Raw genomic sequence first — 26,781 nt, forward strand, 5'->3', positions numbered from 1 at the left:
ACACTCACAACTTTTTCACCGCTTATTTTGTTTAACCAAACAAGCTCGAAACTCGTAAAAAAGGGAAGCCTGAAGCTTCCCTTTTTACCAATTTGGAGCGGGAGAAGAGTCTCGAACTCTCGACCTCAACCTTGGCAAGGTTGCGCTCTACCAACTGAGCTACTCCCGCGTTTTCAGCCTGAAATCATAACATGACTTTGGGCTAATTTTGACTTGAACCTGGGCTCTTGTCGCTTGTTGCTTTGCACTTTAAGTACGCCGCACCAAGCCTCAAATTATAGCCCACTTTTTGAGCCTTTCCACGCCCTGCTCCAATCGGTACAGATCTTTGGATGCAAAACACCAGCGCAGCCAGCCATGGGCCTCAGGAGCGAAGGCATTGCCGGGGCCCAGGCCCAGGCCAGCTTCGGCTACCAGGCGTTTGGCGGTGACCAAAGAGTCCGGGTGCCCTGCCAGCTGGAAGAAGGCGTACATACCGCCCTGCGCCGGGGCCACGCGCACGCCGGGCACGGCCTGCAATAAGGGCACCAGCGTGTCGCGGCAGGTTTTCAGATGCGCCACCACGCGCGGCGTGATGTTGTCGGTGCCCTGCAAGGCGGCGATACCGGCACGCTGCACGAACACGCTGGCGCACGAGGTGTTGAATTCGATGAGCTTGCCCATGTGCGGCGTGGCGCTGGCGGGCATGACCAGCCAGCCCAGCCGCCAGCCTGTCATCAAAAAGCTTTTGGAAAAGCTGTGCACCACCACCAGCCGGTCTTCGGGCACGGCCACGTCCAGAAAGCTGGGCGCGCAGCCGTTGGCACTGGGCGCGTAGTACAGGCGCTCGTAGACCTCGTCGGCCAGGATCCAGGTGCCCGTGCGACGGCAGTGGTCGAGGATGGTTTGCTGCTCGGCGCGGGTCAGCGTCCAGCCGGTGGGATTGTTGGGGGCGTTAAGCACCAGCAGCTTGGTGGCGGGCGTAACGGCGGCCAGCAACTGGGCCATGTCCAGCGCCCAGGCACCATCGGCCTGCGGTTGCAGCGCGACGCAGCGCAGCCGTGCACCCAGGATGGTGGGCTGGGCGGTGAGGTTGGGCCAGACCGGCGTGACAGCCACCACTTCGTCGCCCGCGTCCACCAGCATCTGGATGGCCAGCATCAAGGCGTTGACACCGCCGGAAGTGATGGCGATGCGGTCTGCACCGATGGGGCCGTGCAGCCCGCCCATGTAATCGGCCACGGCCTGGCGCAACTCGGGCAGGCCGAGGTTGTGGGAGTAGAAGGTTTCGCCCTGCTGCAGTGAGGCAATGGCCGCCTGGCGGATGAAATCGGGCGTGACTTCATCGCTTTCGCCGAACCAGAAGGCCAGCACGTCGCTGCGCCCCATGCCCGCATTGGCGACTTCACGGATTTTGGATTCTTCGAGATTCAGAATGGCTTGGCGCATAGAGGGATAGGATGTGTGGAAGCGTGATTATGCGGGTCCACACTCGCCCCATTTGGAGATGTACACCATGGCTTCCCGTACCTTGTATTGCTGCTTGTTGGCAGTCGTTTTTGCGATAGCGACACCCAGCTTTGCCAAAACCAAAAAAGCCAAAGCCGGCTCCCAAGTCCGCATCCTCAAAGACTCTTCCGAGAGCACGGCCGAGCGCAGCCGCCGCCTGCTGCGCGAATGCAAGGGCCGCCCCAACGCCGGGGCCTGCGCAGGCTATACGCGTTAGCCGGGTCGCACCATCTTGCAGGTGGTGGGCATCTCGGCCTGGGCGGCGCTGGTTTGTTTGATGATCCGAAAGCCGTAGCCCGAGCCTTCCACATCGAACGGCACACCCGGCGTGCCCTGGCGGTCCATGGTGCCCACGGCCAGGGGCTGCTGGAACTGGTGGTCAGCGGCACGCATGCGACCGGTCTGACCATACAAACTGACGCTAGCGCTCTCCAAGCTTGTTGCGACAGCTATCAAATCCGTAGTACCGGCCTTCTCAACAGCCTGGGCCAGCGCCTCGACCATCAGCTGCATGCGCATGTGCAGATAGTCGTCGGCAGGCTTGGGAAAGCGCTGGCGAAAGGCCTGCACAAAAGCCTGGCTCTGCGCCGTGGGCGTGTTCGGCAGCCAATCGGCCACGGCAATGACCTTGCCCACGCCCGCCTCGCCCAGCGCCGCCGGGGCCCCCAGCGCATTGCCGTAGAAGGTGTAGAACTTGCCCTCAAAACCCACTTCGCGCGCGGCCTTGACCAGCAGGGTCAGGTCGTTGCCGAAGTTGCCGGTGATGACGGCCTGCGCGCCACTGGCCTTGATCTTGGCAGCGTAGGGGATGAAGTCCTTGACGCGGCCCAGCGGGTGCAGTTCGTCGCCCACCACCCGCACGTCGGGGCGCTGCAGGGCCAGTTGGCGCTTGGCCTCGCGTGCCACGGCCTGGCCGAAGCTGTAGTCCTGGCCCAGGATGTAGACGTTTTTGACGGCTGCATCGTCTTTAAACACCGCCATCAGCGCGGCCATGCGCATGTCGGCGTGCGCGTCAAAGCGGAAGTGCCAGAAGCTGCACTTCTCGTTGGTCAGCGTGGGGTCTACCGCCGCGTAGTTGAGCAGCAGCACGCGCTTGGCGGGTTCGCGGTCGTTGTGCTTGTTAATCGCATCGATCAGCACGGCGGCGGTGGCGGAAGAGTTGCCTTGCAGGATGTATTGCGCGCCGTCGTCGATGGCTGCGCGCAGGGCCGACAGGGCTTCTTCGTTCTGGCCCTTGCTATCAAAGCGCCCCAGCGCCAGCAGGTGCTTGCCGTCAGGCAGCGGCACACCACCGCGCGCATTGACGCGCTCCACCGCCCAAACCAGGTTGCGGAACACCGCCTCACCGCCGTTGCCAAACGGGCCGCTCAGACCTTCGACCAGGGCCAACTTGATGGGCGCGGGGGCCGCTTGTGCCGAGAGAAAAACCAGGCCACATAGCGCCACAGCGCACGATTTCAAGAGCGCACGTCGAAACTTAAACATCTAAAAACTTCCTTGAAATGGAGGGCGGCGCACGCAGATGTGATCCAAGCGGCAATCAATGTGAGCGCCGCGTAATGTAAACGGAGTCCACCATGTTTATCGCAGCTACCCACCCCGCTTTTGCCCGCCACAACAACCTGCGCGCCCTGCACCACTTGCTCGACAAAAAGCGCTCTGCGGGCTACCGCATCACCCAGGACGAACACGCCTACAGCCTGCAGTTCGACGTGCCCGGCATTGCCAAAGAGCAGTTGTCCATCGGCATCGAAGGCAGTGTCGTGCGCATTGAAAGCCAACCCGATGCACCGCGCAGCTACAAGGCCGCTTACGAGTTGCCGCAAGACATCGACGTGTCAGCCAGCGATGCACGGCTGGAGAACGGTGTATTGACCTTGAAGCTAGCCAAGAAGGCTCCGGTCAGCAACGTCTCCAACCTGACCATCAACTAAACCGGGTCATTACAGCGAGTCCAAGGGCCAACGCGGCTTCACGTCAAAAGCGTAAGCCCGCGTGGGTGCCTGCAGGCCCGACTGCAAGCGCATGGCACCGGCCATGGCGATCATCGCGCCGTTGTCGGTGCATAAATGCAGCTCGGGGTAGTGCACGCGGATACCGCCCTTGGCGCAGACGGCATTCAGCTGGTTGCGCAGGGACTTATTGGCCCCCACCCCGCCCGCCACCACCAGCCTGCGCAGGCCGGTACGTTGCAGGGCCGTCATCGATTTCTTCAACAGCACTTCGACAATCGCCGCCTGGGTGCTGGCGGCCAAGTCGGCTTTGCGCGCTTCCAGGTCGTCGCCCAGTTTCTTGGCCTGTGTCATCACTGCCGTTTTCAAACCGGCAAACGAAAAATCCAGATTGCCGCTGTGCAGCAGGGGCCGTGGCAGCTTGAAGGCCGCCGGATCGCCCTGCTCTGCCAGGCGCGACAAGGCCGGGCCGCCAGGGTAGCCCAAGCCCATCAGCTTGGCGGATTTGTCGAATGCCTCGCCCGCCGCGTCGTCGATGGTTTCGCCCAGCATCTCGTAGCGGCCCACGCCGTCCACCCGCATCAACTGGGTGTGGCCGCCCGACACCAGCAGCGCCACGAACGGAAACTCCGGCGGGTCCTCGCTCAAGAACGGCGACAGCAAATGCCCTTCCAGATGGTGCACACCCAGAACCGGTTTACCCAAGGCGGCACCCAGCGCACAGGCTACGCCTGCACCCACCAGCAGCGCGCCCGCCAAACCAGGGCCGCGGGTGTAGGCCACCACGTCCACGTCTTGTAGGGTGTGGGCGGCTTCAATCAGCACCTGGCGGGTCAACGGCAGCACGCGGCGGATGTGGTCGCGGCTGGCCAGCTCGGGCACCACGCCGCCGTAGGCCTGGTGCATTTCAATCTGGCTGTGCAGGGCGTGCGCCAGCAGCACGGGCAAAGCCGGGCCGTCGGCGCGCACCAGCGCAATTCCGGTTTCGTCACACGATGATTCAATACCTAATACCAACACAAGCGTTCCTAATCAGTCTGTCCGCAAGTGTAGGCTGCACCATCTTGGCGCGAATCTTGCGGGTTTTTACCCATGAATGAAGCTCTACGCATCGTAGTGATTGCCCCCGATCTGGACGTACTGGACCCCCAGGACGATGCCGCGCTGCTGCAGGCCGAGCGCTCGCGGGCGCTGCGCATTGGTCTGCTGGAAAACGGCTACAACCTGGTTGCCAGCCTACCTGCCGACGTGTACCTGACCGAACGCCTGGCCCAGTTGCAACCCGACATGGTGATTGTCGATGCCGAAAGCGAAGCCCGCGACGCGCTGGAGCACGTGGTGATGGCCACCCGCACCACGCGCCGCCCCATCGTCATGTTTACCAACGACGACGACACCTCGCACGTCAAGGACGCGGTGGCTGCGGGCGTGTCGGCCTACATCGTGGCCGGGCTGTCAGCCGCCCGCATCCGCCCCATCTTGGACGTGGCCATGGCCCGCTTCGAGCACGAACAGGCCTTGCGCAAAGAGCTGGCCGACACCCGCCAAGAGCTGGACGGCCACAAGACCGAGCTGCACAACCGCAAGGTGATCGACCGCGCCAAGGGCCTGCTGATGCAGCGCCAGGGCCTGTCCGAGCAAGAGGCTTACGATCGCCTGCGCAAAGCCGCCATGGACAAGAGCCTGAAACTGGTGGATGTGGCCCAGCGCATCCTCGACGTGGCCGACCTGCTGGGATAAACCGCAAATAGTACAGCGCACACAATCGGTGCACAATTTTGTCTTCAATAATCTTTTGAAATAAAATAAGGCTCTAGCGCAGTAACTGACTGCACCAGCAGCTACTTATTTCATAGCAAGAATGTTCCACTCCAGGGTGGCCATGCCCATTCTTGTTCTCGACCTTTTTTATGCAGTCTCTGTCGCCCGCCCCCCTGGAAATGGAATTCGCCCCCGCCCCCGTTGCCCGCTCGCACCACTCCAGCCCCCTGCTGGCAAGGTCGGTCAATCTGCACAAGGTCCTCGACACTCTGGTCAACAACCTGGAAGGCATGGCCTACCGCTGCCTGCCGGACGCACACTGGACCATCCGCTTCGTCAGCCAGGGCTGCTACAAGCTCACCGGCTACCAGGCGTTGGAACTGATCGACAACCAGACCGTGTCCTGGGAGCGCATCACCCACCCGGACGATCGTAGCCGCGTGCGGGCCGAGATTCTGGCCGCCGCGGCCGCCGAGCAGCGCTTCACCGTGCACTACGCCATCCAAACCCGCAGTGGGGCCGTGCGCCGCGTCAAGGAGCAAGGCGTGATGGTGATCGACGAAGGCGAGCAGCAGGTGCTGGAGGGCTTTATCGAAGACGTGACCGAGGGCTTTGTGACCCTGGAGGCGCTGGCCCATGCCGAGGCCCGCTACCGGCAAATCTTTGAGCACGCGCGCGAAGGCATCTTTCAGACCTCACAAGAAGGCCGCTATCTGTCGGCCAACCCGGCGCTGGCCCGGCTGTACGGCTACGCTTCTGCCGAGGAGCTGATTACCGACCTGTCCGACATCGACCGCCGCCTGTACGTGCAGCCGCAGCGGCGCGAGCGCTTCCAAAAGCTGATGGCGGCGCACGGCGAGGTGCGCAACTTCGAGTCCGAGGTCTACCGGCGCGACGGCAGCACCATCTGGATCTCGGAAAACGCCCACAGCGTGCGCGATGCCCAGGGCGGCTTCATCTGCTTCGAAGGCACAGTGCAAGACATTACCGAGCGCCGCAGCCAGCGCAAACAGCTGGAGCGCCAAGCCAACTACGACGGCCTGACCGGCCTGGCCAACCGCAACCTGCTGCGCGACCGCATCGGCCCGGCCATTGCCCACGCCGAGCGCATGGGCCATTTTTTGGCCGTGGTGTTCATCGACCTAGACCACTTCAAGCTGATCAACGACAGCCTGGGCCACGACGCGGGCGACCAGCTGCTGGTCGAGATTGCCCAGCGCATGCGCAACTGCGTGCGCGCCAGCGACACCGTGTCGCGCCACAGCGGCGACGAATTTGTGCTACTGCTGAACGAACACTTCCGCGCCAACAGCGTCATCTCGCACCTGCAGCGCGTGCTCAAGCAGATCAACCAGCCGGTGAGCCTGCTGGGGCGCGAGTTCCAGGTAGGTGCCAGCATGGGCGTGGCTCTGTACCCGCAGGACGGCGAGGACGCGCAAAGCCTGCTCAAGCACGCCGACGTAGCCATGTACGCCGCCAAGGAGCGCGGCCGCAACAACTTCCAGTTTTTCACCCCCGAGCTGAACAAGGTGGCCGACGAGCGGCTCGACCTGGCCACCGCCATGCGCGTGGGGCTGGAGCAAAACGAATTTTCCGTGGCCTACCAGCCCAAGGTAGACCAGCACCGGCGCATCGTGGGCGTGGAAGCCCTGGCCCGCTGGCACAGCGGCAGCATCGGCATGGTGGGGCCTGACCGCTTCATCCCGATTGCCGAGGAAACCGGGCTGATTGGCGAGCTGACCGACGTGATCTTGCGCCAGGCCTTTGCCGCCGCCGCGCTGTGGGACGGGCCGCAAGGCGCGCACCTGGTGATCGCCGTCAACCTGTCGGCCCGGCTGTTCTTGGCCGACGACCTGGTGCTGCGCGTGGCCGCGCTGGTGCGCGACAGCGGCCTGCCGCCCGAGCGCGTGGAGTTGGAGATCACCGAAGGCGTGTTCCTGGACGACAGCGCACGCGCTATCAGTGTGCTCAATGCCTTCAAGGCGCAGGGGTTTCGGGTGGCGATGGACGACTTTGGCACCGGCTACTCCAGCCTGTCGTACCTGCGCCATCTGCCGCTGGACACGGTGAAGATCGACCGCTCTTTGATCACCGACATCGAGTTCGATGACGACGTAGCCATGATCGCCCGCGCCATGGTCGGGCTGTGCCAGAACCTGCGTAAAACCGTGGTCGCCGAAGGTGTGGAAAACCAGGCCCAGTTCGACCTGCTGCGCGGCCAGGGCTGCGACGAATTCCAGGGCTACCTGCTGGCCAAGCCGATGGCCAACACCGCCTTTTGCCAACTGCTGGCGCAAGACGGTGGCTTCATCCGCGCGCCTACCGTGAAACACCCCAGCCGCTGAAATGGTGCACCGCACACAAACAGTGCAAAACCTTTACTTACAAATAAAATAGGCCGCTAGCGCAGTATTCACCTGCACTAGCAGCTATTTATTCAATAGCACGCAGATTGTAAAGTTGCTGGCACGGTGCTTGCATAACAGAAGCAAGACCACCGATGGTCCCATGGCAGCTAGCACCCAATGGCGGGTGCGAAGCGCCACGTATTCGGACAAAGGCGTCCCCACCCGTTAGAGGCTGCAATTTGCAGCGCGCTGCGCGGTGAGGACGCCTTTTTCCGTTCTGGGGTATTGCTCACCCCCAGGCTGCAGCGCAAGCGCTTTCCGCCAACCCCCTTGCAGGGGGCAACACCAGCAGCCTGGCAAAGCCAGTTCTGCGGTGTTTCTGGAAGGCTTGTTCACTGCGTTGCTTGGGGCCTGGATAGGTGCCTTACTTGAAATTTCTTTTATGGGAGCCCTTTGATGACCGATCTCTTGAAAACCAAACTCAGCCGCCGCTCGGTGCTGCAAACCGCCGCCGTGGGTGCCGTGGGTGTCAGCCCTGCCCTGCGCGCCCTGGTGTACGCCGCCGGGTCCGACAAACCCGAAAAAGAAGAAGTCAAAATCGGCTTCATCCCCCTGACCGACTGCGCCAGCGTGGTGATGGCCTCGGTGCTGGGCATCGACAAAAAATATGGCGTGAAAATTATCCCCAGCAAGGAAGCCAGCTGGGCCGGTGTGCGCGACAAGCTGGTCAACGGCGAGCTGGACTTTGCCCACGCCCTGTACGGCCTGGTCTATGGCGTGCACATGGGTGAAAGCGGCCCCAAGAAAGACATGGCCGTGCTGATGACCCTGAACCAGAACGGCCAGGCCATCACACTGAGCAAAAAGCTGGCTGAAAAAGGCGCGGTCGATGGCCCCGGCCTAGCCAAGCTGATGGCCGCCGAGAAGCGCGAATACACCTTCGCCCAGACATTCCCCACCGGCACCCACGCCATGTGGCTGTACTACTGGATGGCCGCCAACGGCATTGACCCGATCAAAGATGCCAAGGTCATCACCGTGCCGCCACCGCAAATGGTGGCCAACATGCGCGTCGGCAATATGGACGGCTACTGCGTGGGCGAGCCCTGGAACCACCGCGCCATCATCGACGGCATCGGCATCACCGCCGCCACCACCCAAGACATCTGGAAGGACCACCCCGAAAAGGTGCTGGGTACCACCGCCGAGTTCGTCAAGAAGAACCCCAACACCTGCCGCGCTGTCACCGCCGCCATCCTGGAAGCTGGCCGCTGGATCGACTCCGGCCTGGCCAACAAGAACAAGATGGCCGAAACCATCGCCGACAAGAGCTACGTGAACACCAGCGTGGATGCCATCAACCAGCGCATTCTGGGCCGCTACCAAAACGGCCTGGGCAAGACCTGGGACGACCCGAACTACATGAAGTTCTACAACGAAGGCACGGTCAACTTCCCCTACCTTTCCGACGGCATGTGGTTCCTGACCCAGCAAAAACGCTGGGGCCTGCTGAAAGACCACCCCGACTACTTGGCCGTGGCCAAGCAGATCAACCAGATCGACATCTACAAGCAGGCCGCCGCCGCCAGCAACACGCCCCTGCCCAAAAGCGACATGCGCAGCAGCAAGCTGATGGACGGCGTGGTGTGGGACGGCAAAGACCCTAAAAAGTACGCCGACAGCTTCAAAGTCCACGCCTGAAGGAGAACCCCATGGTCAGTGCCGTATTCCATTCCCCGCGCGGTGCATCGTTGGATGCCGCCGACAGTCCGCTTGCTCCAAAAATGATAGCTACCGCCACAATGGATACAAGCGCTAGTACCCTGAAAGACGTAAAAATGGCGACCCCCAAAATACCTTTTGACTGGCGCGGCTTCTGGCGCCAGGTGGTGCCGCCCATCCTGGGCCTGGGCCTGCTGATCGGCATCTGGGCGATTGTGTCCATCACCACCGCCAGCAACATCCCCTCGCCCTACGACACCTTCCAGCAGGCCGTAGTGCTGTTCAGCGACCCGTTCTACCGCAAGGGCCCGAACGACCAGGGCGTGGGCTGGAACGTGCTGGCATCGCTGCAGCGCGTGGCGCTGGGCTTTGGTCTGGCGGCGCTGGTGGGCATTCCGGCGGGCTTTGCGATCGGCCGGTTTGAGTTCCTGGGCCGCATGTTCAACCCGCTGATCAGCCTGCTGCGCCCGGTGTCGCCCCTGGCTTGGCTGCCGATCGGCCTGATGGTGTTCAAAGGTGCAAACCCGGCGGCCATCTGGACCATCTTCATCTGCTCGATCTGGCCCATGGTCATCAACACCGCGGTGGGCGTGCAGCGCGTGCCGCAGGACTACATGAACGTGGCCCGCGTGCTGAACCTGAGCGAATGGAAGATCGTCACCAAGATCCTGTTCCCCGCCGTGCTGCCCTACATGCTGACCGGCGTGCGCCTGGCCGTGGGCACCGCCTGGCTGGTGATCGTGGCCGCCGAGATGCTGACCGGCGGCGTGGGCATCGGCTTCTGGGTCTGGGACGAGTGGAACAACCTGAACGTCAAGAACATCATCATCGCCATCTTCGTCATCGGCATCGTCGGCCTGATGCTGGAATACGCGCTGATCAAACTCGCAACCGCATTTACTTTTGAAGAGGTGAAGTCATGAGCTCCCTGAACACCAAGTACATCGAAATCCAGGGCGTGGAGCAGACCTTCAAGACCGCCAAGGGCATCTTCCCCGCCCTGCGCGACGTGAACCTGACCATTGCCAAGGGCGAGTTTGTGGCGCTGATCGGCCACTCGGGCTGCGGCAAGTCCACCCTGCTGAACCTGATTGCCGGCCTGACCGAACCCACCAACGGCACGCTGCTGTGCGCCAACCGCGAGATCAAGGGCCCCGGCCCCGAGCGCGCCGTGGTGTTCCAGAACCACTCGCTGCTGCCCTGGCTGACTTGCTACGAGAACGTGTATTTGGCGGTAGAGCGCGTCTTCGGCGCGGCCAATAAATCCACTGGCGCAGCGTCGGAAAACAAGGCCCAGCTCAAAGCCCGCACCGACGCGGTGCTGGCCCTGGTGGGCCTGACCGCCGCGGCGCAAAAACGCCCTGGCGAAATCTCGGGTGGCATGAAGCAGCGCGTGGGCATTGCCCGCGCCCTGAGCATGGAGCCCAAGGTCTTGCTGATGGACGAGCCCTTCGGCGCGCTGGATGCACTGACCCGCGCCAAGCTGCAGGACGAGCTGCTGGCCATCGTGCAAAAAACCCAGAGCACGGTGGTGATGGTGACCCACGACGTGGACGAAGCCGTGCTGCTGTCCGACAAGATCGTGATGCTGACCAATGGACCCGCCGCCACCATCGGCGAGGTGCTCAGCGTGGACCTGCCCCGCCCGCGCAACCGCGTGGAACTGGCCGAGAGCAGCAACTACCAGGGCTACCGCAAGGCGGTGATCGACTTCCTGTACACCCGCCAGGCGCACGTCGAGAAGATCACGGCCTGAGCTTCAGGATTGCGGTAGGGCGCTCTGCTCGGCCTGCGCCCAGATGCGCTTGGGGATATGGCCCTTCAGCCGTTCAACCAGCAGCTCCACCACCGCCTCATTGACCGCATGCCCCAGGAAGGGAATCACATCGGCCGTGATGTCGCCGCCCAGGCGCACCAGCCGCTCGGCGGCGGCGACAGTGTGGCCGTAGGGCACAACCTCGTCGTTCTTGCCATGGATGAAGTGCAGCGTGGTGGTGGCCGATGCCTGCTGCGGCAGTTGGGCAAACCGCCCCGACAGCGCCACCACGCGGCCCGCCAGCGACTCCCCTAGCTGCGTGGCTTCCAGCGCCATGATGGCGCCCTGCGAAAAACCGACCAGCGCCGTCTCGGCATCCGTCAACCCGGTGCGTTGCTGCCAGCCGCGCACGGTCGCTACAAAGCGCGGCATGGTGTCGGCAATGCGCTGTGCCCGGTTGTCCTCGCTGATGCCCTGCACCGAGAACCATTGGAATCCAGCGCCCAGGTCTGACACATCCGGTCCGGCCACGCAGACCACCGCCGCCTGCGGGAAATCCAGCGCCAGCCGCTGGCCCAGCGGTACCAGGTTGTGCGGCGTGCCGCCCACGCCATGGAACAACAAAAACAACTGGCGCGGCGCGCTGGCGGGCATTTGGACGGTAAGGGATGCGGGCATGGAGTGGATTCAGAAAAATGGGCAGCCCAGCATGTTAAACCCGCCCACGGTGCGTACAGGCCGACCCTTTCTGGTGCAGCCGGTGGTCCGCGGGCTGGCCCTGTTTTTGCCTGCTCTGTGCATGTCCCGCATTCTCATCCATCCCATCACTACCAAAAACGTAGCTACATCTACAGATACAGCAAGCGCTAGCAGCCTTTTTTCTTCTGAAAAATACCGAGGCATCGTGTTGGCGGTAGCGCTGTTCTTGCTGTTTGACCTGGGCGTGCTGGTGCTGAACTTTGCCATTTCGTACCAAATCAGCGAGGACGCGCGCAGCATCAACCTGGCCGGCCGCCAGCGCATGCTGTCGCAGCGCACGGCCAAAGCCTTGCTGGCGGTGGAGTCGGCGCGCGCCAAAGGCTTGTCGGCCAGCCAGGACCTGGCCGAGCTGCGCGATGCCGTCAGCCTGTTCGACGCGACGCTGCAGGGCTTTCAGCACGGTGCCATCTTGCCCAGCGGTGGCGGCCAGCCGGTGTTTTTAAAAGCCGCCGAAGGCCCGGTAGCGGTCCAGGCGTTGCAACAGGCCCAGGCCCTGTGGACACCGTTCCAGCAGGCCTTGTCGCAGGTACTGAACGGCCAGGCCAACCCGGCTACCTTACAGGCCGCCAGCGCCTACGCCCAGGCCCACAACCTGGAGTTGCTGACCCTGATGAACCGCCTGACCAGCGCGCTGGAAGCCACCGCGTCCCAGCGCGCCACCACCCTGCGCCAGGTGCAGACGGCGGGCATCGTGCTGGCGTTGCTGAACTTTGCCTTCATCCTGTTCAAGTTTTTGCGCCGCCTGCGCCGCCTGGACGCGGGCATGGAGGCGGTGACCCGTGAGAACCGCGAAATCCTGGCCAGCGTGCGCGAAGGCCTGTTTTTGATCACCCCGGACTTCCGGCTCGGCTCGCAGGTATCGCAATCGGCCCAGGTGCTGTTTGGCCGCCCGCTGCAGCCTGGCGAAGGCTTCTTCGACCTGCTGGCCCACATGGTGGACGGCCAGGCCCTGCAGGATGCCCAAGACTACGTGGCGCTGCTGTTTGCCCCGCACGTCAAAGAGGCGCTGGTGCAAGACATCAACCCGCTGCTGGAGGTGCACGCGCTGGTCACCAACCGGCTCGGGCAGGCCGTCCCCCGCACTCTGGCCTTTCGGTTTAACCGGGTGCGCGCAGGCGCGGTCATCCACCACGTGCTGGTCACGGTGCAAGACATTTCCGACCGCACCCTGCTGCAAACCCAGTTGCAGGCCGAACGCCTGCGCTCGCAAAAAGAGCTGGCCCTGCTGCTGGCCGCCTGCGAGACCGACCCGGCCCTGCTGCGCCAGTTTGTCGCCCGCTCCGAGGCCAGCCTGCTGGAGATCAACGACCTGCTGCGTGGCAGTGCCCAGGGCAAGCCCGCCTTGCGGCATGCGCTGGACCAGGCCGCCCGCCGCATCCACGCCCTGAAAGGCGACGCGGGCGCGCTGGGGCTGGACTCGCTGGTACACCAGGCACATGCCTTCGAGTCCGCCCTGCTGCTGGCCCGCGGCCAAAACCTCGACGACATAAGCGGCGACCCGCTGCTGGCCCTGCCCTTGCCGCTGGAGGCGCTGCTGACCCGGATGGCGGCGCTGAAAAGCCTGGCGGGCATCCAGCGCAATAGCCGTCTGTCGGGCATCGGCCTGAACGCCGCATTGACCCGGCTGTCCCTGGACACCGCCAGCGCCCTCGGCAAACGCATTGCCCCCGTGGTGCAGATGGACCACCACGGCGAGCTGGGTGCCGATGCGGCCGATCTGGTGCGCGAAATCAGCACCCAGCTGGCCCGCAACGCCGTAGTGCACGGAATCGAGGCACCCGCCACCCGCCAGGCCTCCGGCAAGGCCGCCGCTGGTCGGCTGGAAGTGCAATTGGGCAAAAGCGGTGCGGAATGGATCTTGCGTGTGCGGGACGATGGCCGGGGCCTGAACGCCAGCAGCCTGCGGCAAAAGCTGCTCGAACTGGGCTGGTACACCGCCCTGCAGCTGGAGAGCTTCGACGACCGCCAGATCATCGGCCACATCTTCAAGCCCGGCTTTTCCACCGCCGACGCGGCCGATGTACATGCCGGTCGTGGTATTGGATTGGACGTAGTACAGGCCAACGTGCAGCGCCTGGGCGGACGCTTGACGCTGGCCTCCACGCCCGGGGAATTTACAGAAATAACGGTTCGATTTGAAGTTTGAAATGACACCCACCACGCAACAGACAGAACGCACGCCTTCCAGGAATACCGTGGAACCGGCTTTGCCGGGCCACTGGTATTGCCCCCTGCAAGGGGGTTGGCGAAAGATGCGCAGCACTGCAGCCTGGGGGTGAGCCAAATATGCGCCTTTTGGTCGTAGACGACTCCAACATGATCCGCACGCGCATCAGCAAGATCGTGCAAGCCGGTGGTCTGGGCAAAATCGCGCTCGTCGGCCTGGCCCGCAACGGCGTGGAGGCCCTGCGCATCGCCAAAGCCACCCAGCCCGACGTGGTCACCATGGACCTGACCATGCCCGAGATGGACGGCGTGGAATGCATCCGCGAAATGCTGCGCCTGCTGCCCCACACCAGCATCCTGGTGGTCAGCGCGCTGAACGACAAAGCCACCGCCATCGCCGCCCTGAAGCTCGGCGCACGCGGCTTTGTAGCCAAGCCTTTTACCGACGACGAGCTGCGTTTGGCGTTGCTGGACATGGTGGAGGGGCACTGAGCCATGCAGACCCTGTCCGACAGCGAACTCCGCCTCTTCGTCGACTCGGTGCGCCGCTACTTCGACACCACCACCGCCCAGACACCGCAGATCACCTCGGCCTTTTTGGGCACCGCCCCGGTGCCCAGCCACCAATTCACCGGCACCGTGCAGTTCTCGGGCAGCTACCACGGCCAGGTGCTGGTCTCCATGCCCAGCCCCTTGCTGCGCGAGCTGCTGGTGCTGCAGCACGCCACCGACTTCAGCGATGCCAACCTGCTCGATGCCGTCGGCGAAATCGCCAACACCCTGGCCGGCAATGCCCGCAAAGCGCTGGGCGAGGGCTTGAAAATTTCGGTACCCACCACCCGCCAGGGTAGCGCCGACCTGCACCCCACCGTGCGCCTCCACCCCTACGCCATCACCCTGCGCTGGAACCACCAACCGGCGCTGGTGCTGGTGGATATGGAGCGGCGGGAGTAATTAAGCGCACCCCCAGGCTGCAGTGCTTCGCATCTTTTGCCCACCCCCCTCGCATCGGTTTGCAAAAACCGATGCGACATGCAGGGGGCAACAGCAGCGGCCTGGCGGAGCCAGATCCGCGCGGTCTCTGGAACGGGTGTCTTTGTGATGGATTTATGCTTTTTATGCCTCTAGCGCTTACATGGTTTACGGTAGTAGCTCTTTATTTTGTAGCATCTATCTAACTCACCCCCGCATCCGCGCCATCGTCCCTACGAACGCTTCAAACTCCGCAATCGGCAGCGGTTGGCTGAACAGGTAGCCCTGGTAGGCGTGGCAGCCCTGGTGGGCCAGGAACAGGCGCTGGGCTTCGGTTTCTACGCCTTCGGCCATCACGGCCAGGCCCAGGCTGTCGCCCAGGGCGATGACCATTTTGGCGATGGCGGCATCGTTGGGGTCGGTCAGGATGTCGCGCACAAAGCCCTGGTCGGTCTTCAACTGGTCCAGCGGTAGCAGCTTGAGGTGCGACAGCGACGAGTAGCCGGTGCCGAAGTCGTCCAGCGAGAAGCCCACGCCCACGGCCTTGAGCGCGTCCATCTTGGTGATCACCCCTTCGATGTTGGCGACCAGCATGCTCTCGGTCAGCTCCAGCTTCAGGCGCTGCGGGCGGGCACCGGTGCGGGCCAGTACGGCCAGCACCTGGTCGACAAAGTCGCTTTGCTGGAACTGGCGCGGGCTGACGTTGACGGCCACCGTGAGGTGCGCCAAGGCGCGCTGGCAGGCCCAGCGGGCCAGTTGGGTACAGGCGGTTTCCAGCACCCACAGGCCCAGCGGCAGGATCAGCCCGGTGTCTTCGGCCAGCGGAATGAATTCGGCCGGGGGAATCATGCCGCGCTCGGGGTGCTGCCAGCGCACCAGAGCTTCCACGCCGGTCAGCTGGCATTCGCCCACCACCTGGGGCTGGTAGTACAGCTGCAGCTGGTTACCCAGCAGCGCCTCGCGCAGGCCCATTTCCAGCGCGGCGCGGGCGGTCACCACGGCCTGCATGTGGGGGTCGAAGAACCGCAGGGTGTTGCGGCCAGCGCCCTTGGCCTGGTACATGGCCAGGTCGGCGCGCTTGAGGGGTTCTTCAATGCCCTCGTCCATCTCGCCAAACAGGGTGATGCCGATGCTGGGCGTGCTGTGGTGCACGGTATTGCCGAGCAGAAAGTTCTGGTTCAGCACCGCCAGGATTTTTTCGCCCACGGCCTCGGCATGGGTGATGGCCTCCATCGGCAGCTGGCCCAGGTCTTCCAGCATGACCACAAACTCGTCGCCGCCCAGCCGGGCCACGGTGTCGCCCTTGCGGATGCAGGTGGACAGGCGCCTGGCCACCTCTTGCAGCAGCAGGTCGCCCATGTGGTGGCCGTAGCTGTCGTTCAGGGTTTTGAAGTTGTCCAGGTCGACAAACAGCAGCGCACCGCTGCGTTTGTCGCGGGCGTGGTTGGCCATGGTCAGGGCCAGGCGGTCCATCAGCAGGCGGCGGTTGGGCAGGCCGGTCAGCGGATCGAAAAAGGCCAGGTTCTGGATCTGGTCTTCGGCGGCCTTGCGGTCGGTGATGTCGGTAAAGGTATCCACGTAATGGGTCACCTGGCCGTGCTCGTCCTTGATGGCGGTAACGGCAAACCAGCCGGGAAACAGTTCGCCGTTTTTGCGCCGGTCCCAGATTTCGCCCTGCCAGGTGCCAGTGCGCTCCAGGCTGGCCAACATGGCCTCAAAAAAAGCCGCATCGTGCAGACCCGAGCGCAACAGGTCCGAGGGGGTACGCCCCACAGCCTCTTGCGCCGAATAGCCGGTGATGTCGCAAAACGCCTGATTGACCCGCAAAATTTGCCAGTTGCCGTCGGTGACCAGCATGCCCTGCTGCGACTCGAAAGCTGTGGCTGCGATGCGCAGCTCAATCTCGGCCAGCTTGCGTCCGGTGATGTCGCTGAGCACGGTGTGCACCGCCTTGGCTCCGTCAAACTGGATCGGCGTGCCCTGCACTTCCACGTCGATCAGCGTGCCATCCAGCTTGAAAAAGCGCAAAGCCACCAAGCCGACGCGCTGGCCGCTTTGGGCCACGTAGCGCGCGCGCTGGTGGGCCAGCGCCAGCGACTCGGGGTGCAGCAGATCGGCCATCAGCCGCCCCACCAGATCCTGGGGCGCGGTGGCACCAAACAGCAGCACCGCGGCCGGGTTGGCATAGACGATGCGGTCTTTGACGTGCACCACCACCGCCTCGGGCGACCATTCCACCAGGGTACGAAAGCGCTCCTCACTGTCGCGCAGGGCATGTTCGCGCTGGCCCAGCGTGGCCAGCAGGTGGTTGAGCCCGCCGATCAGCTCGCCCACCTCGTCCTGCTGCTGGATGGCCAGCGGCTGCAGGGGCAGTTCGCGCTGGGCCGGGTCGGCCAGGCGGGCCAGGGTGTGCACGGCCTCCAGCATCGGCGCCAGTTGGCGGCGCAGCATCCACCAGGTGAGCACACCGGCCAGCAGGGTCAGCCCCAGCGTGGCCAGCAGCATGCGCTGCTGCATGGTGCGGATGGGCGCAAAAGCCACGTCGGTGGGCAGCTCGGCAGCGACTGTCCAGCCCGACTCGGTAATGAGCTTGCTGGACACCATCACCTCCATGCCCGCGCGGTTGTGCATGAGGTTGAAGCCCTCGTGGCCTTGCAGCATGTAGTCGGTGACCGGGTCGGCACCCGGTGCGGGCAGGGCCTCCAGAATGCGGGTTTTGTCGCTGGCGGTGACGATTTTCCGCGACAACGGCGCAGTGAACAAAATGGCACCGGTTTTGGCGTAGCGGTTGTCGGTGATGCGGTCCAGAAAGTTGCGCCGGTGCAGATTAGTCAGCCCCACCAGCACGCCCGCCACTGCGCCCTCGGCATCGACGATGGGCACCACCACCGGGAACACCGGGGCCTGCAACGGGGGGTAGAAACTGGGGTGGCCCACGCTGGACTCGCCCCGTTGTAACGCCGCCTGGATGGCATCTTGCCCCACCGGCGGGCCGGGCACCAGACCCACAGGCAGCCCGTCGGCATGCATGGGCAGACCATCTAGGCCATACACAATGAAGCCGCCGTTGAACAGGCTGACCAGCACCGGGCGCGTGTCCAGGTAGCTTTGCAGCACGCCCCATTGCGCGGGCGACGTGTGGGTGAGCATGGTGGCCAAGGTGGCCAGGGGGCGTAAGCGCTGGTCCAGTTCGCTGTCCACTGCCACGGCGGCGGCGCTGACGGCGGCCACCTGCTGCTCGCCCAGCATGGCCGTCATGTCGTCGCGCAGCACATCGCTGGCGTAGAAAGACAGCGACCAGATGCCCGCGAGAAAGATCGCCAGGGTGCTCAACGTGATGCGGGTTTTCAGCGAGCGCCACGGAAAAACCCGGAGCGCGGCAATATCTCTACTCAACATTCCAATCCATGCAAAACCTCTCCGTTGGGTGCGGTCAGTACCAAGCCTGTGCCCTGGGTAACCAGTGCATGGGCCGCGGACTCAAAACCTCAAGAAGTTACGATGTGAATCGACGTAGTCGAACTGTAACCGCATGCCGCGCACAGGCCCAGCCAGAGACCCCACCAGCGCATCCAGCCAAGCCTCCCATTTTCAAAAGATTGAGGCCTGTAGCGCAGATGCCGCCTGCGCCAGTAGCGCCTAAAAGTGCAGCAGGCCTAAAAGCTCACCACGCAACACACTAACACGCCACCGTACGCAAAAAGTCGGCCAGGGTGCGGCCCGCCTCGGGGCGGAACGGCGTGTCCAGCACCGCCACGCTCTGCATGCGGTCCACGCGGAAGCTGCGAAAATCCTTCCGCGCCTCGCACCAGGCCACCAGCGTCCAGGTGCGGCCCCAGTAAAAACAGCCCAGCGGCTGCACCGTGCGCTGGCTGCTGGCCTCCTTGGCGTCAAAGTAGTCCATGTGGATTTTGCGGCGCAGGCCGATGGCCTCGCGCAGGGTCTGTAGATGCGCGCGCACCGGGGCCGTCAGGCCGTTGTAGCTGGCGGGCGGCGCGTACAGGGCCAGGCTTTCGGCGGCGGCGCGGGCGGCGGGTGGCAAGATGGACAGCATCTTACCCAGCGCATCCTCGGCCGCCAGAGCCAGCGGTGCATCCAGCCAGGGCTGCGACAGGCGCACCGCCGCCACCAAGGCCTTGGCCTCGTCCTGGCTGAACATCAGCGGTGGCAGCTCGAAACCCGCGCCAAAGCGGTAGCCCACGCCCGGTTCGCCCTTGATGGGCACGCCCTGGCGCTGCAAATCGGCCACGTCGCGGTACACCGTGCGCTCGGAGATCTCCAGCCGCTCTGCCAAAAAGCTGGCGGTGGACAAACGCCGCCCACGCACCAACTGCACCAGATGAAAAAGGCGGTCGGCACGGCGCATGGTTTTATAAAATTTTTAGGCCTCTAGCGCATATGGAACCTACGCCATCAGCTATTGAAAATATAGCAATTCAGTTCAGGGCAGCATCACACCGATGGAGATGGCAATCCGCCCTTCCCCGCTGTATTCCTCAAAGTCGCTGGCATAGCGGCGCGCGTAAGCAGGTTCACCCTGGAAGTATTGCCACACCGCCGCCCACAGCGCAATCACGGTGGCCGGCATAGGGCCCTGGGCCTCAAACACCAGGTAGGGCCTGGCGGGCACGGTCACGGTATCCAGGCCCTCGGGCACTTCGGTGGCCAGCACGGCAGCGCTCAGGTCGAACGCGCCCATGGCATCCGATGCATAGCCGCTGTACACGCCGTACAAAGCCGACTGCGGCGTGTAGCCGTGCACCGACTGCGCCACCCGTTCCGAGAAAAACCGCTGCCACAGCGGCGCGATCTTGGCCGTGGCGGGTGAAAACTCGACCGCATTGGTGGTGCGGGTGGTGATGCCCGCCAGGTGCAGGGGCTGGTCGCGGTGGATGAGGTGAGGGGTCATAAAGCCATTTCAAAGAGGGGCGGAGTCTAAATGCAGCAAACCCATATCGGCCTGCATGGCCTGGGCGATCAGCCGCATGTCATGGTCGCTGATGGCAAACAAGCCAAAGCGGAATTTATAACCCCAGCGCTGTGGGGACTCGACAAACTCGAAATGCGGCACCAGCGGCAGGATGGACGCCTCCCGTGCTGCCACGTACTCCACGTCCTTGCGAAACGGCACAAAGCCGCCACCCATATCGAAACTATAAGGCTCGCCTTGCAGCACCAAGCCGATCGACACAAAGCACTGCAGCCGGTCCTTGCCGCCCATGGTCAGCGTGGGCGCGTAGTAGGCAAGCCGGTCGCCCGCCCGCACCCGCTTGAGCGGCGCAGCCTTGCCGTGGCAAACCTGCATGTAGCCCGGACCAAAGCTGGGCGCACAGCCGCGCCGGGCATGCTGGGCACTGGCCACGGCAATCCAGTTTTGGGGCAAACGGTCCATGGCGGATCCTCAGGCCAGGGAGTGCAGGCCCACGCGGTTGCCGTCCGGGTCTTGTTGTGGGCGATGAAACCCATGCCAGGCGGCAGCGCGGTTTTGGGTTTGAGCATCTTGGCATCCAGGGTTTGGGCGCGGGCCAGGGCTGCGTCGATGCTGGGCGAGCAGTCCAGGTAGACCAGGGTGCCGTCGGTGCTGGCTTTCGGTGTGTCGGCCCCGCTTTGCAGGCAGCCTTTCACGCCCTCGTCCGGCGCGGTGAAGATGGCCAGGGTGTAGCTCTGCCCGCCCATGGGGAAGACTTCACGGTGCAGGGTTTGGGCCAGAACAGTTTCGTAAAACGGCTGGGCGCGGTCGATGTCGGTGACGGGAATTTCGAACCAGCTGATGGCGCTGAGGGGGGCGTTGGGGTTGGACATGGGGTGGGCCTTTCGGTGCAGTTGAAGAAGACCTGCATGGTGCCCGCCTGCTGCTGACAACGGTGTGTCAGTAGGCATCCAGGGCAGGCCCATACGCTCCCATAACCATAGCTACTCGCGCAGGTAGATCCTACGCAAATGCCCGAAAAGGCTTAAACCCTTACTTCGGCAAGAACAGCAGCCAGAACACCAGCAAGAAATTCAACAGCAGCGAGACCACCAGGGCCAGTTTCCACACCGAGGTCGGGTCGCGGTGCAACAGTGTCGAGGGGGCGGGGGCCGACAAGGGGCGGGATGCGCCGCGTTCGAGCGCCAGCAGAAACTCTTCACCGGTCTCGAAGCGCAGGCGCTTGTCGCGGGCCACGGCTTTTTGCACCACGTGGTCCAGCCAGATGGGGATTTCGGGGTTGTGGCGGCTGGGCGGGATCGGGTCGCGGTAGTAGCGGCCCACCTGGTAGGGCAGCACTTCGCCATAAGGCAGCTTGTGGGTCAGCAGCTGGTACAGCGTGACGCCCAGGGCGAACAGGTCGCTTTGGGTGGTGGGCAGTTCCTCTACCGCGTCGCCACCGAAGGCACTAAAGCCCCATTGCTCGGGATTCACGTAGCTGGGCGTGCCCGCGTGCAGTTTGCGCATGGCTTCGGGCTCGCGGCCGCTCAGGGCCACGCCCAGGTCGAGCAGGCGCAGCACGCCATCTTCGCCCTGGTGCAGGTTGGCGGGTTTGATGTCGCGGTGGATGACGTTTTGCTGGTGCAGCCGCCCCAGGGCCAGGGCCACCTGGCGGGCCGCGCTGACGGCCTGGTGGACGGTGAACTTATTCTGCCGGTCCAGCATCTGCTGCAGGGTTTCGCCGCCGTGCCAGTCGTACAGCAGGTAGAAGGCGCTGGCGGCCTGGCCGGTGGTGCTGTTGACGGGGTGCGTGTCGTGCAAGGCCACCAGGTATTCGGCCGCGCGGCTGGAGCCCATGCGCTTGGCCAGCCAGGCTTCGTGGGCCAGCATGGCGCGCTCTTGCGGGTCGTGGGCGCGGCTGGGGTGCAGGGTTTTGAGGGCGTACAGGGTCTGGGTGCCGGGGTGGCGCACTTGGACGACGACGTTGATGCCGTTGTCTGCCACGGGGGCGGTGACGGTCAGGCCGTCGAGATGGTCGCCCACGCGGAACGGGCCGGGGATGGGCAGCGCACGGGCGGCGCGGTTTTCGTCTTCCAGCGTGGCATCCAGCAGGCCCAGCACGCGCACCACGATGGCGGTGATGTTGTCGCGGCTGGCCGCTTTCAGGGCCGCCTGCACCAAGGTTTCGGCAGCGGTTTTGGCATCATCCCCGCGGGCCAGCAACGCCATCTGCGCATCGTCCAGCACGCCGTGCACGCCGTCGGTGACCAGCACAAACACATCGCCCACCTGCAGGTCGCCCTGAAAGTAGTCCACCACCAGCCGGTCGTCCACACCCACTGAGCGCAGCAACTGGTGGCGCAGGTCGGGGTGGTCGGGCACGTGGTCGTGGGTCAACTGGGTGCACAGGCCACCGCGCAGCAGATAGGCGCGCGAATCGCCCACATGGGCCACCGTATATGACTGGCCGCGCAGCACCACGGCCGTCAGCGTGGTCAGGCCCAGGGCCGGTTTGCGGCGGCGGTTGATGCCCGCCAGCCAGGCGTTTTGCGCACCGATGATGCGGTCCAGCGCGACCGTGGTGTCCCAGGTCTCGGGCGTGCAGTAGTAGTCGCGCACCAGGCTGGTCACCGTGGTTTGCGCCGCCTCCTTGCCCATGCCGCCGGTGCTCACGCCATCGGCCAGGGCCACGATGCAGCCCATGTCCACCTGGCCCGCCTCGGGCAGCATGGCGGCGCAAAAGTCTTCGTTGACGGGCTTGGTGCCTGCGAGCGACGTAAAACCGATATCGAGTTGGAATGCCACCTGGCTACCCCATCAGCATCTGCATGCTGGTTTCAAATTGGTTGGACAGCTGCTCGTACACGTCGAGTAAATCTTCGCTGGCCTGCGCCAGACGCTCCAGGCCTGCCGGGCGCTGCAGTTCAGCGCTGCCTGCCTGCAACTGCTGCCAACCCAAAGCGGCGGCCTCTAACAGGCGGCGGATTTCGGGCGTGCCCAGCGGGACTTGCTGCAGGTAGGTTTGCGCCTGCTCAAAAGCAAGCTGGGCCTCGACCATGGCGGCTGCAACCGTGGGCCCCAGCAGCGCGCATTTGGCAAAGCGCTGGCACAGCATGCGCTGGCGGCCTGCGGTGTTGAGGATGTGCAGCGGAGGGGCACCGCCGGAGCTCTCCAGCGCAGCGGTCAGGCGTTCGGCTTCTTGCAGCAACTGCTCGGCCAGTGCGTCGATGGCTTGGGTGGCCTGGGTGGCCTGGGTAGTGGCCGCCTTGGGCGGGGCTTGCAGGGCCTGTTGCAAGCGGGCCCAGGTCTGCCCTGCCCGCTCCACCAGGTCGCCAAAGGTGGCTTGCGACAGGCTTTTGCCCAGCAGCGCCAAATTGGCATCAACGCGCTGGATGGACTCTTGCAGCAACGTGCGCTGTGGGCACCCAGCCAGCTGCAGCAGATACAGCTTGACCAAGCGCTGCGACAGCATGCGCAACTGCCCGGCGCGGTTCACCCCATCGGCGTACAGGGCCGAATAGACGATGCTTTGCGACACCTGGCCCAGGCGCTGGTTGGTGTGCATGGAGGCGGTGCGCAGGATGCGAAAGGCATCGTCGTCCGACAGATGCCGGGCGCGCATCAGGATACCTTTGGCGCGGTCTACCACCTTGCGCTCTTCAAAGCGGGTGGTCGCATCTTGCAGCGCCTGGCGCAGGCCGTGCTCGTGCTGGAAGCGAGCCTGGGCCAGCTGCACCAGCGCGCGCAGGCGCTGCGGGGCGTAGCCATCGACGATGTAGGCGTGCACGCCGCTGGCCACGCCGCTCTGGATGTGCTCGGCATCGGCATCCATGGTGAACAGCAGCACGGCACAGGGGGCGGTGTCGGCCAGGGTCTGGATAAGCTTGAAGAAGGCCGCATCCGGGCGGGCCAACTCGCAGACCAGCACATCTGGTGCATGCCGAACCACACCGTGCACCAACTTATTGCGCTCTGTGACCTCGCCCAGCAGGTCCAGGCTGGCGGCTTGCAGGTGGGCAGCCTGCACCACCCCACTCCCCAGTTTCGCCCCAAAAAACAACACAGATGTCATGCAAATCAACCACTTAGAGAGGAATTGGAAGCCCGGGCCGCCGCACGGCAGATCCACGGGGGGCCTACCAGAAGGCGGCCAATCATATGGCACAAGTTTTGCATTGTTTACGTCGGGCGTAACGAAGCGCCCAGCCGCCGCCAATGCGCAGCGGAGCCCGCACACAACGCCGTGTGCACGCATGTGTTTCCCAAGGATGTGCTTTTCAGCATGTCTGGCTTGAAGCCAATTTTTCCGATTTGGCTTCGGCAAATTCGTATTTTTCACTCTTGTTTTTTTATGCCACTGCAGCGTCGCCGGTCCTGGATATTTTTCTGGATTTGGCATACAGCTTGCGCTAAGGCCCCCGGTTTAGCACTGCAACTTCAAAGCATTTCTGGAGTATCTTCGATGAAAAAATCCAAATTGGTGATGGTTGGCAACGGCATGGCCGGTGTGCGAACGATTGAAGAACTGCTCAAGGTGGCGCCCGACCTGTACGACATCACGGTCTTCGGTGCCGAGCCGCACCCCAACTACAACCGCATCCTCCTGTCGCCCGTGCTGGCCGGTGAGCAGACGCTGGACGAGATCGTGCTGAACTCCTGGGAGTGGTATAGCGACAACCACATCACCCTGCACGCCGGTAAAAAAGTCACCGAGGTAGACCGTGTGAACCGCGTGGTGCGCGCGGTAGCCCCCGACGGCAGCGTGGTCGAGGCCGAATACGACCGCCTGCTGATGTGCACCGGCTCGAATCCCTTCATCCTGCCCATCCCCGGCAAGGACCTGAAGGGCGTGATCGCCTACCGCGACATTGCCGACACCAACGAAATGATTGCCACCGCCACCCAGTACAAGAACGCGGTGGTGATTGGCGGCGGCCTGCTGGGCCTGGAGGCGGCCAACGGCCTGATGCTGCGCGGCATGACAGTCACCGTGGTGCACACCAACCCCTGGCTGATGGACCGCCAGCTGGACGCGGTGGCGGGCAAGCTGCTGCAGAAGTCGCTGGAAGAGCGCGGCCTCAAGTTTCTGCTCGGCGCGCACACGCAAGAGCTGCTGGGTGGACCGGATATCGACGGTGCGCCAGGCCGGGTCACCGCCGTCAAATTCAAGGACGGCACCCAGGTTGCCACCGACCTGGTGGTGATGGCCGTGGGCATCCGCCCCAACACCGAGCTGGCCGCCAGCATGCGCCTGCACATCGACCGCGGCATCGTGGTCAACGACACCATGCAGACCGTCACCGATGGCCGCATCTACTCGGTGGGCGAATGCGCAGCCCACCGCGGCATTGCCTACGGCCTGGTGGCACCGCTGTTCGAGCAGGCCAAGGTGGCGGCCAACCACCTGGCCGAGTTCGGCATTGGCCGCTACATGGGCTCGCTGACCTCCACCAAGCTGAAGGTCACCGGCATTGACTTGTTCAGCGCGGGCGACTTCACCGGCGGCGAAGGCACAGAAGAAATCGTCATGAGCGACCCGTTTGGCGGGGTCTACAAAAAGCTGGTGCTGAAAGACGACAAGCTCATCGGTGCCTGCCTGTACGGCGACACGGTGGACGGCAGCTACTACTTCAAGCTGCTGCGCGATGGCCGCAGCATCGGCGAGGTGCGCGACAGGCTGATGTTTGGCGAATCGAACATCGGCGACACCGGCCACGAGGGCCACAGCAAGGCCGCCACCATGCCCGACAGCGCCGAGGTCTGCGGCTGCAACGGCGTGAACAAGGGCACCATCTGCAAGGCCATCAAGGAAAAAGGCCTGTTCACCCTGGAAGAGGTGAAAAAGCACACCAAGGCCAGCGCCTCCTGCGGCTCCTGCACCGGTCTGGTGGAGCAGATTTTGATGTTCACCGCGGGCGGCGACTATTCGGCCACGCCCAAGACCAAAGCGATCTGCGCCTGCACCGAGCAGGGCCACCAGGCGGTGCGCGATGCGATTGTGAAAAACAAATTTCTCACCGTCGCCACGGTGTTCAACAGCATGGGCTGGAAGACCCCCAACGGCTGCGCCACCTGCCGCCCGGCCGTCAACTACTACCTGATCAGCAGTTGGCCCAAAGAGGCCAAAGACGACCCGCAAAGCCGCTTCATCAACGAACGCAGCCACGCCAACATCCAGAAGGACGGCACCTATTCGGTGGTGCCGCGCATGTGGGGCGGCGAGACCAGCGCCAGCGAACTGCGCCGCATTGCCGACGTGGTGGACAAGTACAAAATCCCCACCGTCAAGGTCACCGGCGGCCAGCGCATCGACCTGCTGGGCGTGAAGAAAGAGGATTTGGTCAACGTCTGGAAAGACATCGGCATGCCCAGCGGCCACGCCTACGCCAAGGCGCTGCGCACGGTGAAGACCTGCGTGGGCTCCGAGTGGTGCCGCATGGGCACGCAAGACAGCACGCAAATGGGCAAGGACATGGAGCGTGCCATGTGGCGCATGTACGCCCCGCACAAGGTGAAGTTTGCGGTGTCGGGCTGCCCGCGCAACTGCGCCGAATCGGGCATCAAGGACGTGGGTGTGATCGGCGTGGATTCGGGCTGGGAGATGTATGTCGCGGGCAATGGCGGCATCAAGACCGAGGTGGCGCACTTTCTGGTGAAGGTGAAAACCTCGGCCGAAGTGCTGGAATACACCGGCGCGTTCTGCGAGCTGTACCGGCAAGAGGGCTGGTACCTGGAGCGCACCGTGCATTACGTGGCCCGGGTCGGCATGGAGCACATCAAGCAGCGCATTCTGGAAGACCACGCCGGCCGCAAAGCCCTGTGGGAACGCCTGCAGTTTGCGCTGGATGGCGAGCCCGATCCCTGGTTTGACTTCCAGGACGCGCAAGTGGATACGCGCCAGTTCACCGCCCTGCCCGCCTAAATTTATAAAAAATCAACAACTGGCGC

The 26,781-nt window shown here is 63.8% G+C and carries 21 protein-coding genes, 1 tRNA gene and 1 pseudogene; 11 read left to right on the forward strand and 12 right to left on the reverse strand.

What is annotated here, in order from left to right:
- Positions 1–93: 93 nt before the first annotated feature.
- Together Q0T48_RS06765 and Q0T48_RS06770 are read right to left on the reverse strand one after the other, a co-directional pair.
- Positions 94–169: transfer RNA gene (locus Q0T48_RS06765), tRNA-Gly, on the reverse strand.
- Between the two features lie 101 nt (positions 170–270).
- Positions 271–1,428, reverse strand: a complete 1,158-nt coding sequence (locus tag Q0T48_RS06770; protein WP_295954175.1) for a pyridoxal phosphate-dependent aminotransferase — start codon at positions 1,426–1,428, stop codon at positions 271–273.
- Between the two features lie 58 nt (positions 1,429–1,486).
- Here Q0T48_RS06770 and Q0T48_RS06775 point away from each other — a divergent pair, with 58 nt between their 5' ends.
- Positions 1,487–1,705, forward strand: a complete 219-nt coding sequence (locus Q0T48_RS06775) for a hypothetical protein (protein WP_295954177.1) — start codon at positions 1,487–1,489, stop codon at positions 1,703–1,705.
- On the opposite strand, the gene Q0T48_RS06780 is transcribed toward Q0T48_RS06775, so the two are convergent.
- Entirely contained in the window at positions 1,702–2,973 is a 1,272-nt protein-coding gene (locus Q0T48_RS06780) for a branched-chain amino acid ABC transporter substrate-binding protein (RefSeq protein ID WP_295954181.1), read from the reverse strand. The two genes, Q0T48_RS06775 and Q0T48_RS06780, sit on opposite strands and share 4 nt — an antisense overlap.
- Positions 2,974–3,065: 92 nt before the next feature.
- Here Q0T48_RS06780 and Q0T48_RS06785 point away from each other — a divergent pair, with 92 nt between their 5' ends.
- Positions 3,066–3,422, forward strand: a complete 357-nt coding sequence (locus Q0T48_RS06785) for an Hsp20/alpha crystallin family protein (RefSeq protein WP_295954183.1) — start codon at positions 3,066–3,068, stop codon at positions 3,420–3,422.
- Positions 3,423–3,431: 9 nt separating this feature from the next.
- On the opposite strand, the gene tsaD is transcribed toward Q0T48_RS06785, so the two are convergent.
- Complete coding sequence (gene tsaD, locus Q0T48_RS06790; RefSeq protein WP_295954186.1) at positions 3,432–4,460, reverse strand: tRNA (adenosine(37)-N6)-threonylcarbamoyltransferase complex transferase subunit TsaD; 1,029 nt, start codon at positions 4,458–4,460, stop codon at positions 3,432–3,434.
- Between the two features lie 72 nt (positions 4,461–4,532).
- Between tsaD and Q0T48_RS06795 the strand changes: the two genes are divergently transcribed.
- The 5 genes from Q0T48_RS06795 to Q0T48_RS06815 all read left to right on the forward strand — a co-directional run bounded on the left by Q0T48_RS06795 (position 4,533) and on the right by Q0T48_RS06815 (position 11,027).
- Positions 4,533–5,180 carry an ANTAR domain-containing protein gene (locus Q0T48_RS06795; protein ID WP_295954190.1) on the forward strand — a complete coding sequence of 216 codons (648 nt, stop codon included), beginning with the start codon at positions 4,533–4,535 and terminating at the stop codon, positions 5,178–5,180.
- 200 nt (positions 5,181–5,380) lie between these two features.
- Positions 5,381–7,546, forward strand: coding sequence for a bifunctional diguanylate cyclase/phosphodiesterase (locus Q0T48_RS06800; protein ID WP_295954193.1), 2,166 nt, complete (start codon positions 5,381–5,383; stop codon positions 7,544–7,546).
- Between the two features lie 459 nt (positions 7,547–8,005).
- Complete coding sequence (locus tag Q0T48_RS06805) at positions 8,006–9,250, forward strand: CmpA/NrtA family ABC transporter substrate-binding protein (protein ID WP_295954195.1); 1,245 nt, start codon at positions 8,006–8,008, stop codon at positions 9,248–9,250.
- Between the two features lie 11 nt (positions 9,251–9,261).
- Complete coding sequence (gene ntrB, locus Q0T48_RS06810; protein ID WP_295954197.1) at positions 9,262–10,194, forward strand: nitrate ABC transporter permease; 933 nt, start codon at positions 9,262–9,264, stop codon at positions 10,192–10,194.
- A complete protein-coding gene (locus Q0T48_RS06815; RefSeq protein ID WP_295954200.1) occupies positions 10,191–11,027 on the forward strand; it encodes an ABC transporter ATP-binding protein in 837 nt (278 codons plus the stop codon). Before ntrB ends, Q0T48_RS06815 begins: the two co-directional genes overlap by 4 nt.
- Positions 11,028–11,030: 3 nt before the next feature.
- Here the strand turns inward: Q0T48_RS06815 and ypfH are convergent, their stop codons facing one another.
- Positions 11,031–11,705, reverse strand: a complete 675-nt coding sequence (gene ypfH / locus Q0T48_RS06820) for an esterase (RefSeq protein ID WP_295954203.1) — start codon at positions 11,703–11,705, stop codon at positions 11,031–11,033.
- Between the two features lie 226 nt (positions 11,706–11,931).
- On the opposite strand from ypfH, the gene Q0T48_RS06825 reads away from it, so the two are divergent.
- The 3 genes from Q0T48_RS06825 (at position 11,932) to Q0T48_RS06835 (ending at position 14,906) form a co-directional block, all read left to right on the forward strand.
- Entirely contained in the window at positions 11,932–13,932 is a 2,001-nt protein-coding gene (locus Q0T48_RS06825; RefSeq protein ID WP_295954206.1) for an ATP-binding protein, read from the forward strand.
- Between the two features lie 140 nt (positions 13,933–14,072).
- A complete protein-coding gene (locus Q0T48_RS06830) occupies positions 14,073–14,444 on the forward strand; it encodes a response regulator (RefSeq protein WP_295954210.1) in 372 nt (123 codons plus the stop codon).
- Between the two features lie 3 nt (positions 14,445–14,447).
- Positions 14,448–14,906, forward strand: a complete 459-nt coding sequence (locus Q0T48_RS06835; RefSeq protein WP_295954213.1) for a chemotaxis protein CheX — start codon at positions 14,448–14,450, stop codon at positions 14,904–14,906.
- A gap of 225 nt (positions 14,907–15,131) precedes the next feature.
- Here Q0T48_RS06835 and Q0T48_RS06840 read toward each other — a convergent pair whose 3' ends face one another.
- The 7 genes and pseudogenes from Q0T48_RS06840 to Q0T48_RS06870 form a co-directional block, all read right to left on the reverse strand.
- Positions 15,132–18,323 carry an EAL domain-containing protein gene (locus tag Q0T48_RS06840; RefSeq protein WP_295954216.1) on the reverse strand — a complete coding sequence of 1,064 codons (3,192 nt, stop codon included), beginning with the start codon at positions 18,321–18,323 and terminating at the stop codon, positions 15,132–15,134.
- A 280-nt stretch (positions 18,324–18,603) separates the two neighbouring features.
- Entirely contained in the window at positions 18,604–19,290 is a 687-nt protein-coding gene (locus tag Q0T48_RS06845; RefSeq protein WP_295954218.1) for a YafY family protein, read from the reverse strand.
- Positions 19,291–19,365: 75 nt separating this feature from the next.
- Positions 19,366–19,833, reverse strand: coding sequence for an effector binding domain-containing protein (locus Q0T48_RS06850; protein ID WP_295954221.1), 468 nt, complete (start codon positions 19,831–19,833; stop codon positions 19,366–19,368).
- 9 nt (positions 19,834–19,842) lie between these two features.
- The gene (locus Q0T48_RS06855; protein WP_295954224.1) at positions 19,843–20,316 is read right to left on the reverse strand and encodes an EVE domain-containing protein; all 474 of its coding nucleotides are present in this window, start codon (positions 20,314–20,316) and stop codon (positions 19,843–19,845) included.
- Between the two features lie 122 nt (positions 20,317–20,438).
- Positions 20,439–20,819, reverse strand: a pseudogene (locus tag Q0T48_RS06860) (hypothetical protein); the annotation flags it as partial.
- 67 nt (positions 20,820–20,886) lie between these two features.
- Complete coding sequence (locus Q0T48_RS06865; RefSeq protein WP_295954225.1) at positions 20,887–22,638, reverse strand: bifunctional protein-serine/threonine kinase/phosphatase; 1,752 nt, start codon at positions 22,636–22,638, stop codon at positions 20,887–20,889.
- A gap of 4 nt (positions 22,639–22,642) precedes the next feature.
- The gene (locus Q0T48_RS06870; RefSeq protein ID WP_295954229.1) at positions 22,643–23,860 is read right to left on the reverse strand and encodes an ANTAR domain-containing protein; all 1,218 of its coding nucleotides are present in this window, start codon (positions 23,858–23,860) and stop codon (positions 22,643–22,645) included.
- Positions 23,861–24,295: 435 nt separating this feature from the next.
- On the opposite strand from Q0T48_RS06870, the gene nirB reads away from it, so the two are divergent.
- Complete coding sequence (gene nirB, locus Q0T48_RS06875) at positions 24,296–26,755, forward strand: nitrite reductase large subunit NirB (RefSeq protein ID WP_295954231.1); 2,460 nt, start codon at positions 24,296–24,298, stop codon at positions 26,753–26,755.
- The last annotated feature ends 26 nt before the right edge of the window (positions 26,756–26,781 follow it).

The sequence above is a fragment of the Rhodoferax sp. genome, assembly GCF_025354435.1.
In the GTDB taxonomy this organism is placed as follows: Bacteria; Pseudomonadota; Gammaproteobacteria; order Burkholderiales; family Burkholderiaceae_C; genus Rhodoferax_B.